This is a genomic window from Dietzia sp. SLG310A2-38A2 (assembly GCF_014145095.1).
GTDB lineage: Bacteria > Actinomycetota > Actinomycetes > Mycobacteriales > Mycobacteriaceae > Dietzia.
The window spans coordinates 307-10417 of record NZ_JAALDX010000450.1; the positions used below are offsets into that span (position 1 = coordinate 307).

Sequence of the window (10111 nt, forward strand, 5' to 3'; positions counted from 1 at the left end):
ATCACCTTGACCGGGATCTGCATCGCCTTCTCCTCCGCGCGCTGGCGGCGCTTCATCCGCATCTCGGCGGCCTGGGTGCGCAGGACGTCGGCGATGGAGATGCCGTAGGCGTCGGCCTGGATGATGGCGCGGACGAATCTGCGCAGGTCGGCCACGTCACTGCGGGTGGCCAGGGATTCGTAGGCCTGCCTGCGTGTGTGGCCCACCCGGATCTCCTGCAGGGTGCGAACTAGTTCTTGGGCAAGCGGGCCCGTGCCGTTCTTCCCCGCGCGTGACATGGCGGAGTCGAAGCCTAGACCGGCTTCGACGGCGATGGTCATCTGGTCGAGGGTGTCGGCCAACTCCAGCTGGATGGCCTGGCTGCGTTCCTGACCCCGGCTGTGCAGCAGGAGTTCGGGCAGGAAGTAGCAGACCACGGTGGTCGCGAGGCCGAGCAGTACCGGGAGGGGGCCCTCGGAACTACGGATGTACAGCACGCTCAGCGCGCCGACTCCCAGACCCAGGGCGAGCTTCAGCACCAGCAGTCGGTCCAGGGGCCAACCGGGTGGGCGGCCGGCGCGAGCGAGAAGGCGATCCAACCTCCGGATGGACCCGCTCGGGGTCAGCCGCCGGGCGAGCACGACGAGCGCCCCGGGAGTCGACTCCTCCTCCTGGGTGGGTGATCCGAGACCCGGCCCGGTGTCCAGACCGAGGGTGAGGTTGGCGACCGTCCGGGTGCGATGTCCGTCCAGTCCGGTGAGCACGGTCCAGACCACCAGCGCCATGGCCAGGCTGATGGCGACGACGGCGAACAAGGCCGAGGGGGACACGGTGATCTCCTTTCGAATTCGGGGGGAGGGTCAGAACTTGATGTTGACGACCTTGCTCAGCCACACCCCGCCGACCACCAGCAGCAGAAGGCCGACGCCGATCAGGGTGTATCCGAGAAGGCCCTGGGTGAACGGGACCAAGTACCCGGGATTCGTCATGAAGAGGAAACCCCCGATCCCGAAGGGAAGGGCCATGAGGATGTAGGCCGAGAGCTTGCCCTCGGCGGCCAGGGCCTGGACCTGGCGGCGGATCTGGTTGCGTTCACGGATCGTGTGGCCCACGCCGTCGAGCACCTCGGCGAGGTTGCCGCCGACCTCGCGGTTGATGGCGATGGCCTGGGTCACCCAGACGAAGTCCTGGCTGCCCATGCGCTCGGCGGTCTCCTCGAGGGCCGGCGCCAGCTCGCGACCAACCCGGGTCTCGTTGATGATCCGGGCGAACTCCTCGGAGGTGGGCGCCTCGGCCTCACGCGACACCGAGGCCAGGGCCTGCAGGAGGCTGTGCCCGGCTCGGAGGCTGCTGGCCATCAGCTGCAGAGAATCGTCCAACTGGTCAGCGAAGGCGGCTCGGCGGCGACCGGCCTTGACCGAGAGTCCGACCCTGGCCGCCAGGGGGGTCAGGATGCCGAGCACGATGCCCAGTAGTGGCCCGGACGCGACGAACCCGACCGCGGTGGCCGCGAGAGCGGCGACGATCACGAGAAAGACGAAGTCCTGCAGGCGCATCTTCACCCCGGCCTCCGCCAGGGCCCCGGCGCCGGGGGCTCCCCGACGGCGCAGGATCGTGTCGATCGCCGTCGTCAGTGCGGTCGACGCGCGGGTCACCGGACCCGGCACGTCGGCGTCTGTGGGGCGCCGCCGATCGCGGGGGAGGCGCGTGCGGGTGAGCGTCCGGACCAGGAGGTATCCCGCGACCAGCAGCGCGATCGAGAGGGCCATCACTCCGATGACCGCCGGGGAGAGGCTGCTCCGGGTCACCGCGGCTTACCCGCCGGACCGGTCGCGCTCGTGGTGCCGAACACCCGCGGCGAGAGTGTGATGCCCAGCTCCGTGAAGCGGTCGGTGAACCGCGGCCGGACACCTGTGGGGATCGGCTTGCCGAGGAACTTCCCGTTCGCATCGAGTCCCGCAGAGTAGTCGAAGAGGAAGGCGTCCTGCAGGGTGACGGTCTGGCCCTCCATCCCCTGGACCTCGGTGACAGCGGTGACGCGTCGGGTGCCGTCGCGCAGTCGGGTGAGCTGGATGATCACGTCCACGGCCGAGGCGATCTGTTCGCGGATGGCCCGCAGGGGAAGGTCCATCCCGGCCATGAGCACCAGGGTCTCCAGCCGGGCGATCGCGTCGCGGGGGGAGTTGGCGTGCACTGTCGACAAGGACCCGTCGTGGCCGGTGTTCATGGCCTGGAGCATGTCGAGGGTCTCTCCGCCACGGACCTCACCCACCACGATGCGGTCGGGACGCATACGCAGCGAGTTCCGCACCAGGTCGCGGATACTGATCTCGCCCTTGCCCTCGATGTTCGCCGGCCGGGCCTCCAGACGCACCACGTGGTCCTGCTGCATCTGCAGTTCCACCGCGTCCTCGATGGTCACGATGCGCTCGCCCTCGGGGATGAAGGAGGACAGGACGTTGAGCAGGGTGGTCTTTCCACTGCCCGTGCCGCCGGAGACGATGATGTTCAACCGCGCCTGCACGCACGCCTGGAGGAGTTCGGCCATCTCCGGGGTGAGCGTCCCGAAGCCGATCAGGTCGGGGACCTTGAACGGGTCGCGGGAGAATTTACGGATGGTCAGCGACGAGCCGTTGACCGCGAGGGGCGGGACAACGGCGTTGACTCGCGAGCCGTCGGCCAGCCGGGCGTCGACGAGCGGGGAAGACTCGTCGATACGTCGACCGATCCGGGAGACGATGCGCTCGATCACGCGGCGCAGGTCCTCTTCGGAGGTGAACCTCGCGGGACTGCGGGTGAGTTTGCCGCTCTGCTCGATGTAGATCATGTCCGGCCCGTTGACCATGATTTCGGTGACAGTGGGGTCGGCGAGCAGTCGTTCGAGGGGGCCGTGGCCCAGGACGTCGTCCTGGATGTCGACGATGAGACGCTTGCGCTGTTCACTGGTCAGTGGGACGGTCTCCTCCTCGACGACCTGGTTGAGCTCACTGCGCACCAGGGCGTGGAGTTGCTCCTCGGTGAGCGACGGATTGTTCAGCCGCGCCCCCATCCGCTCGAACAGGGCCGAAGAGGCGCGTTCCTTGAGCTTGGACAGTGCGTCCCCGCCCCCGCCACCGCCACCGCCTGCGGAGGGCATCGAGGGGTCGTCGGTCGGCGGGGTGACCGCGGGAACGGGGACCACCGGAGTCGCCGCGGCGTCGGCCCCGGTCGCGCGCGGTTCGGCTTTGCGGGCGGTGAGAGTGCGTCGCTCGGAGCTCGGCCCGGGCTCCGGCGTCGTGACCTGCGGAGCCGCGACCGGCGGCAGGGGAACGACGGCAGGCTTCGCGGTGGTACCGGCGTCGGGTGACTTGGCGGCCCGGAGCCGCTCGGACAGGCTCATCGCTGCTCTCCTCGGTTCTCGCCTCTGTGTAGCCGGTGCCGGCCCTCGGATCGGGTGGCCGGCGAGCTCGGTGAGCCCGACGAGCTCGGCGTCCCTGCGGGCGTGGGCCTGAGGCGGCCCAGGAACTTACCGACCGCCGACGGGGACCTCGGTGTGCGGGCGGGAGACGGGATGAACCGACCCACGAGTTGCCTCAGCTGGGTGGTCACCGGGTCGCGTCTGTCGTTCTGCAGTAGGGGGAGGCCCTGGTTGACCGAGGCGACAGCACCCTTCGAGCGGGGGATCATCATGTCCACCGCGGCGCCGATGGTCGCCTCGACATCCGTTTTGGTGAGGCCGTTCTGGGTGTCGGCGAAGTTCAGGACCACGTGGCGGCCGGTGAAGACCATCCCGAGTTCGCGCAGGATGTCGATCTCCTTGCGCAGTCCGCGCACCCCTGGTACGTCCATGCTCGTCACCAAGACCAGGTCGTGGGTGTTGTCCAGGACCGTGAGGGTGAGTTCCGTCAGTCCCGGGGCGGTGTCGACCACCACGTAGCGGAACTCCGAGGCCAGGGTCTGGAGCAGTCGGCTGACGTCTTCCACCCCGATGGAGTCGGCTTCGGCGGGAGATCCCGGTCCGCACACCACGTACAGGCCGGTCTCGTGCTGAGTGAGGAACGTCTTGAGCACCATCGTGTCCTGCGCGGCGGGCCCGTGGACGACGTCCACCAGGGTGTATTCCGGCGAGAGGTTGAGGGCGCTGCCCACGTCACCGAACTGGACGTCGAGGTCGACGAGGACCGTGGAGTGCGGGTCGGCCCGGGCCAGTCCGACGGCGAGGTTTGTGGCGACGGTGGTCTTGCCGACGCCGCCCTTCGGGGAGGCCACGCTGATCACGCGTCCGGGTGGGGTCTCCGAGCCGTTGACAGCGCCTCCGGGCCCGCCACCGGACTCGGACTGGACGGTTCGAGCGGTTCGGCGGGCCCGTTCCAGGACCCACCCGAGTTCGCCGGGATCGGCGTCGGGCTGCACGATGTCGCTCACACCGGCACGCATGGCCGCGAACCCGATCTCCTCGGGCCGATCACTGACCAGCACCACCGAGATCCCCGTGTGGTCGGTCCGGAGTCCGGCCGCAAGGTCGAGAGCGGCCGCCTGGTCGTGGGGACCCGTGTCGAGGACCACCACGGCCAGCGGCTGCGTTCCGCCGGCCAAAGCGAGCAAGCGAGCGGGGTCGGACGGAAGCGGTCCCAGGGGGAGGTCCACGAGATGATCCCCCACCACGGTCCGGATCCGGTCGCGTAGATCGGCGGACTCGGTCAGTACTACGATGCGGCTCATTCGTACACGTTCCCTGGCGTCACGATGCGGGTACCGTCCTGGGGCACTTCGGGTCCTTCCACAGAAAGCCAGATGGTCCCGTGTTCGGCTCCGAACACGATGGTCTCCGCATCGCGGGCGTTGACCGCCAGGGTGACGATCATCCCGCCGTCGGGCATTGCCGCAGTGGCGGGATCAGCCTCGGGTTCGGCGTCGGAAGGTGGGGTGATGCCGCCCTGCACCCTGAGCACCAGGATCTTGTGGAGGGCGAGGTGGGTCTCATCAAGTGGCGGCCCAAGCGAGACGAATACACCTACGGTGGCCCCCGGGGCCAGGGTTCCGCCCAGAACCCTCGGAGCGGCGAGGGGGATCGAGACCTGGTGCAGGTTCGGCGGTGCCGGGATCTCTCCGGGCTTCAGGATCGATGCCGGGTCGGCGAACCTGCCGGCGAGAATCTGCTCCCCCGGCTGCAGAGTGGTCACGGCCACCATTCCGTCGAGCTCCGCGAGGTCGGTCACGGCACCGGGGCCCACCGCCGCTGCGGGGATTACCCCGGTGGCGATCAGCTCTCCCAATGCCTCGGCCGGGGTGCCTTCGGTGATGGGACCGGTGGCCACCAGCACGCTGACCGGTTCCATGTCGGCCATCGCTCGCTGATCGGCGTTGTTGACGTAGCTGATCAGCACGACGGCGCCGAGCACCGCGAGGAGGACGGCGGCCACGATGGCCACGACGCGACGATTCACAGGGGACTCACTTACCTATCGGGGGAGCAGGGCCACCACGGAGGCGCCCATGTCGGGGGCGGAGGGCCCGTAGTCGAAGTCGTCGGACATGTCGACGAAGCGGGTGAAGTACCCCTCGATGCAGCGCTCGTCTCCCCGGCAGCTGCTGTTCCAGTTCCTGCCGGAGAAGCGGTAGCCGGTGATGTGAAAGGCCGCGTACCCGTAGACGCGGTACCAGGCGTTGCTCCCGGAGTCCCCGGACTCGTCGAAGACCGGGATGAGCACTGTCGCGTTTCTCAAAGCGACGAGGTCGGCGTCCGTGCAGGCGTTGGGGACCGAGTTTCCGGGGTCGCTCCAGAGGACCTCGTTGATCCGGTTGGCGACGCTGCACCTTCCGGAGTTCGCGTTCAGCCAGCCGAACCCGCCGGGCACGTGATTGCCGGACGGGCCGGTACAGCCCACGGCACCGGAGGTTTTGGACCCGAAGATGGTGCGTTTGACGGTTCCCGACGGCATCCCGCCGCCGGTCTGCGCCCTGAAATCGCAGAGCGAGAAGGTCAGGGGAAGAACCGCTCTGCCGCCGGTGGGGGCACCCCACCCTGTCGTGGCCGATGCCGCTATCGCGGTCTCGTTGATGCCGAGGACGGGAGCAAACCAGTGCTCGCGCACTCCGGAGCCCGTCACGGACACCCGCCCGGACGACGGCGTGGGTACCGGTACCAACCCGGCGGTGGCTTCGGCGTCGATGGTGTTGGCGGTGATGAACTGCTGAGCCGTGTTTCGAGGGGTGCGGCAATTGCCGCGTGCGCAGTCCTGGGCGATAGCCAGCGCTGCGGCGTCCGCACCGGTCTGGAGTTGCTGCCGTTCGGAGTAGACGGAGGCGATGTCGACCGAGATGGCGGCGAAGCCGATCAGGGGGATCATCAGGAGCGCGACCATGACGCTGACCGCACCGCGGTCGTCCTTCAGCCGTTGCATCGCATGGTCCCTCTGCCGGTCAGGGTGAAGTCGTCGATCGGGAGGAATCCCGAGAGCAGCTCGAGCGGGTAGCTGATGGTGACCGTGGCCGTGCCAGCGGGCGTGGCCGCGGTGGCCGCGCAGCTGGTGGGGGTGACGCTGATCGTCGCCCGGGTGAGATCCAAAGGGCTGGCGGAGTTCCGCGTGGCAGTCCGAGCTGCGGTGACGCTGTTCTCCAGTGCCATCACTCGCACGCCGTCACGCGCGGCGTTGGAGAGAGTGGTCTGGATGTTGTAGGCGCGACCGAACTCGATGATTCCGAGGACGAGGGCCACGAGTATTGGAACAACGAGGGCGAACTCCACCGCCGCGGCTCCGCGGTCACGTAGAAGCCTGCTCATGGTTGGTCCTGTGGGGGTGAGGGGAAACTGGGAAACCACTTCCGGCGCAGTACCCGGGGCTGGGTACTGCGCCGGATGGTCGAACGGCCGACTTCTAGTTTTCGCCGCCGGCGCCAGCAAGTCCGTCGCGGACGCTCTGGAAGAGTCCCTGGAGATCTTGGCCAAGGAACCCGACGACCGCGATGATCACGACCGCGATCAGGCCGACCATCAGGCCGTACTCGACGGCCGTAGCGCCGCGGTCCTTGCGGTCCTCGAAGCGATCGTTGACGAGGGCGTAGAGCGTGAAGAAGTAGGTAGCGGCTGCCTGGCTCATGATGAACCGTCCTTCTGGTGCGGGGGTCGGTCGACCCTAGGGGAGGGGTGCGTCCGATTCGTTGCGAATCAGTGACGAGAATCACTATGGCACATCAGATCCGATTGTCAAAACAATCTGATTAATTCGTTGCTTCAGTTCATCCCAGCGCCCCGGGCGGGCGACGGCCGGACTTGCTCGGGCCAGTCCGTTCAGGCGAACTCGACACCGCAAAGGTGGACCAGGGTCGCAACTGAACACCGCATACATGCACCCGCACAGTGGTTATCACTGGCTGTGAGGATGCTTGGAGGGAGGGGTAGAGGAGGTACGAATCAGACAGACTTGACACTTGACTGACGCGTCATGGTGCTTCTGGGCTGGAACTATAGCCTGTGAGAAGCCTGTATATCTAGCTAGGTAAACCTAAGTGGAGCTACCGTGGAGCCTGGACGGACGTCAGAGAGCGCGCCCCATCGGGGCGTGGAAGTAGTGCGAATCAGTGCCCTGGGGGGCGAGGGTTCAGCGCAACAGGCCAAAGAGGCGTCCGCCACGATGCTCGTGGCGCGACAGCGCGGACCCGAGGAGGTCGGTGTCGTGCTCGTGGTCGACCTCGGCGCCGGCCAGGCGGCCCACGGTGCGCTCCCAGAGCAGCCCCTCGTACACGGCCAGAAGGTCCAGGGCGGCGGCGGCGGGGTCGCGCAGTCCGGCGGCGTCGAGGGCGCCGGTCAGGTCGCTCGGGTCCAGCAGGGCGGCCACGAGATCGGTGGTGTCGTCCTTGCCGGTGAGTTCCATGATGAGTGCGGAGCGGGCTGCCAGTTCGCCGCGGTAGTCGGCGAGGAGGCCCTCGATCATCCGCGTGAGCATCGACAGGACGTCGTCGGCATCGGACGAGGCGAGTTCCTGGATCCCGGACACCTCGACGAACCCTCGTAGGAGCGAGGTGAGTCTGTCGACGGTGAGGGAGAGGAGCTGCGCACGGGTGCGGCAATAGTAGGAGGTAGAGCCCGAGGGCAGGCCGGCCTCGGAGTCCACGGCGCGGTGGGTCAGCGCGCGGACGCCGTCCCTGGCCACCACCTCGATCGCCGAATCGGCGATGAGCATGCGCCGGTCCTCCATGGTGGCTCCCGTCGTCGTGGTTCACAGGTCTTCGGCTCGACCGCTGTAGCGCGGTCGGGTGCCGACTAGAGGGTCAGCCTATCGCCGGGATCCCGTTCCTGGATCGAAACAACGCACGCCCCGACGCCGGTTTCGGTGTCGGGGCGTGCGCGGGGTGTGACGGGTGTGTCAGGCCGCCGAGGCGAGCTTGCGGGCACGACGCTTCGCTGAGTAGTTGAGCGCCGTCTGCAGGCCCGCCCGCTGCCCTTCCTCCTGGGTGGGAAGGGGCTTGGGCAGGTCTGCGAACATGCGCTCGGAGTGCGTCTCCGGGGCGTCGTCCGCAGTGCGTCGAAGCATGTGGTCGGGCAGCGACATCTTGGCGATGGTGCGCCATGCCTTGAAGTACTGCACCGGCAGCGGGCCCGCCACGTACGGCAGGTCGTACTTGCGGCACACCTCGCGCACCCGGACCGACGCCTCGGCCAGACGGTTGGACGACATGTCGGGATAGATGTGGTGCTCGATCTGGTACGACAGGTTGCCCGAAAGGAAGTCGACGACCGGCCCACCGGTGAGGTTGGCGGAGCCGAGCATCTGACGCAGGTACCACTCGGACCGCGTCTCGTTCTCGACGTCCTTCTTGGTGAACTTCTCGGCACCGTCGGGGAAGTGCCCGCAGAAGATCACCGCGTTGGTCCACACGTTGCGGATCCCGTTGGCGACGAGATTCGCCGTCATCGTGGACTTCCAGCCCTTGCGCGAGAGCGCCGGGTAGAAGACGTAGTCCTTGGCGAGCTGGCGTCCGGCCTTCTTGGCGAAGAGTCCGAGCTTGTTCATAGTTTCGCGGCGGTCGTCCCGTCCCTTCGCGACCTTGCCCAGCTCGAGGTGCTGGATACCGACACCCCACTGGAACAGCAGCGCGAGGGCCGCGTTGTAAACGAGGTTGCCGTAGAAGAATGGGTGCCAGCGCTGGTCGCGCGTCACGCGGAGCACCCCGTACCCGACGTCGTCGTCCAAGCCGACGATGTTGGTGTACTTGTGATGGATGTAGTTGTGGGTCTGCTTCCAGTGCTCGGCGGTGCCCACGATGTCCCACTCCCACGTTGTGGAATGGACCTCCGGGTCGTTCATCCAGTCCCACTGCCCGTGCATGATGTTGTGCCCGAGCTCCATGTTCTCGACGATCTTGGAGACTCCGAGTGCGCCGGCACCGATCGCCCACGCCGTGCGGTTGCGCGACCCGACCATCAGTAGGGCGCGGGACCCCACCTCGAGGGCGCGCTGGAATCGGATGGTGTTGCGGATGTAGGTGGCGTCCCGCTCGCCGAGGGAGCCGATGATGTCCTGGCGGATCTGCTCGAGTTCGTCACCGAGGGCTTCGATGTCGGCCTCGGAGAGGTGTGCGAATTCCGGAATGTCCGTGATAGCCATGAACCTACGGTACCGTAACTTACGGTCGCGTAGGTAGGGTTTTGTCGCCTGGGTCACACCAGGCCCCCGGTCTCGCTCCGGGACGGGCCGCCTCGGTCGGGGGCCTCGTGACCTGGATTGAATCGAGGCTACGGCGTCCTGGCCAGCGAGGGAGCCCGACGATGCGACATCGTTTGTCACGGTTGTGTAACGTCGGACGGGTTCGCGACGACATAGGGGTTGTCACGCGCCGCGGTCGGCTGGGGGAGATCACTCGAGACCGTCCGGCGGCAACGGGGACCACCAGACCGCCAGATACGCCAGTACGTTTTCAGTACGGATCACAAGGGGACACAACATGAGCAGCGCCAACGACATCTTCCTCCAGGCCATCCAGCCCATCGTCGACATCTTCTGGACGTTGGTGTGGACCGCCACCGGCTCGACCGTCAGCGTTCCCCGCCCGGTGGCCCCCACCCCGTCCACCTGATCAGGCGCGGCCGGGTACCACGCCCGGCCCCCTGATCCAGGCCACTGCACCGGCCCGCCTCTCACCTGAGAGGCGG

The 10111-nt window shown here is 67.5% G+C and carries 11 protein-coding genes; 1 reads left to right on the top strand and 10 read right to left on the bottom strand.

What is annotated here, in order from left to right:
- The 10 genes from G6027_RS14840 to G6027_RS14885 all read right to left on the bottom strand — a co-directional run.
- Positions 1 to 809, bottom strand: an 809-nt coding sequence (locus G6027_RS14840; RefSeq protein WP_346995757.1) for a type II secretion system F family protein, incomplete at its 3' end; no start/stop codon positions are given.
- Positions 810 to 839: 30 nt separating this feature from the next.
- Entirely contained in the window at positions 840 to 1787 is a 948-nt protein-coding gene (locus G6027_RS14845; protein ID WP_346995758.1) for a type II secretion system F family protein, read from the bottom strand.
- Positions 1784 to 3358 (bottom strand): CpaF family protein, encoded by a 1575-nt coding sequence (locus G6027_RS14850; protein ID WP_182637845.1) that lies wholly within the window; start codon positions 3356 to 3358, stop codon positions 1784 to 1786. Before G6027_RS14850 ends, G6027_RS14845 begins: the two co-directional genes overlap by 4 nt.
- A complete protein-coding gene (locus G6027_RS14855; protein ID WP_182637846.1) occupies positions 3355 to 4680 on the bottom strand; it encodes an AAA family ATPase in 1326 nt (441 codons plus the stop codon). The genes G6027_RS14850 and G6027_RS14855 overlap by 4 nt, the downstream gene beginning before the upstream one ends.
- Complete coding sequence (locus G6027_RS14860) at positions 4677 to 5405, bottom strand: RcpC/CpaB family pilus assembly protein (RefSeq protein ID WP_182637847.1); 729 nt, start codon at positions 5403 to 5405, stop codon at positions 4677 to 4679. The genes G6027_RS14855 and G6027_RS14860 overlap by 4 nt, the downstream gene beginning before the upstream one ends.
- Positions 5406 to 5420: 15 nt before the next feature.
- A complete protein-coding gene (locus G6027_RS14865) occupies positions 5421 to 6362 on the bottom strand; it encodes a pilus assembly protein TadG-related protein (protein WP_182637848.1) in 942 nt (313 codons plus the stop codon).
- Positions 6350 to 6742 (bottom strand): TadE family protein, encoded by a 393-nt coding sequence (locus G6027_RS14870; protein ID WP_182637849.1) that lies wholly within the window; start codon positions 6740 to 6742, stop codon positions 6350 to 6352. Before G6027_RS14870 ends, G6027_RS14865 begins: the two co-directional genes overlap by 13 nt.
- 94 nt (positions 6743 to 6836) lie before the next feature.
- Complete coding sequence (locus tag G6027_RS14875) at positions 6837 to 7058, bottom strand: Flp family type IVb pilin (RefSeq protein ID WP_182637850.1); 222 nt, start codon at positions 7056 to 7058, stop codon at positions 6837 to 6839.
- Between the two features lie 501 nt (positions 7059 to 7559).
- Positions 7560 to 8156: a transcriptional regulator gene (locus tag G6027_RS14880; RefSeq protein ID WP_182637851.1), complete on the bottom strand. Its 597-nt coding sequence runs from the start codon at positions 8154 to 8156 to the stop codon at positions 7560 to 7562.
- A 168-nt stretch (positions 8157 to 8324) separates the two neighbouring features.
- Positions 8325 to 9566: an acyl-CoA desaturase gene (locus G6027_RS14885; protein WP_182637852.1), complete on the bottom strand. Its 1242-nt coding sequence runs from the start codon at positions 9564 to 9566 to the stop codon at positions 8325 to 8327.
- A gap of 337 nt (positions 9567 to 9903) precedes the next feature.
- On the opposite strand from G6027_RS14885, the gene G6027_RS19365 reads away from it, so the two are divergent.
- Positions 9904 to 10035, top strand: coding sequence for a hypothetical protein (locus G6027_RS19365; protein ID WP_259846053.1), 132 nt, complete (start codon positions 9904 to 9906; stop codon positions 10033 to 10035).
- The last annotated feature ends 76 nt before the right edge of the window (positions 10036 to 10111 follow it).

Coding starts and splice junctions, on each gene's coding strand:
- G6027_RS14875 (WP_182637850.1), bottom strand. CDS start 7,058: ATGAGCCAGGCAGCCGCTACCTACTTCTTCACGCTCTACGCCCTCGTC.
- G6027_RS14885 (WP_182637852.1), bottom strand. CDS start 9,566: ATGGCTATCACGGACATTCCGGAATTCGCACACCTCTCCGAGGCCGAC.
- G6027_RS14880 (WP_182637851.1), bottom strand. CDS start 8,156: ATGGAGGACCGGCGCATGCTCATCGCCGATTCGGCGATCGAGGTGGTG.
- G6027_RS19365 (WP_259846053.1), top strand. CDS start 9,904: ATGAGCAGCGCCAACGACATCTTCCTCCAGGCCATCCAGCCCATCGTC.
- G6027_RS14850 (WP_182637845.1), bottom strand. CDS start 3,358: ATGAGCCTGTCCGAGCGGCTCCGGGCCGCCAAGTCACCCGACGCCGGT.
- G6027_RS14870 (WP_182637849.1), bottom strand. CDS start 6,742: ATGAGCAGGCTTCTACGTGACCGCGGAGCCGCGGCGGTGGAGTTCGCC.
- G6027_RS14855 (WP_182637846.1), bottom strand. CDS start 4,680: ATGAGCCGCATCGTAGTACTGACCGAGTCCGCCGATCTACGCGACCGG.
- G6027_RS14865 (WP_182637848.1), bottom strand. CDS start 6,362: ATGCAACGGCTGAAGGACGACCGCGGTGCGGTCAGCGTCATGGTCGCG.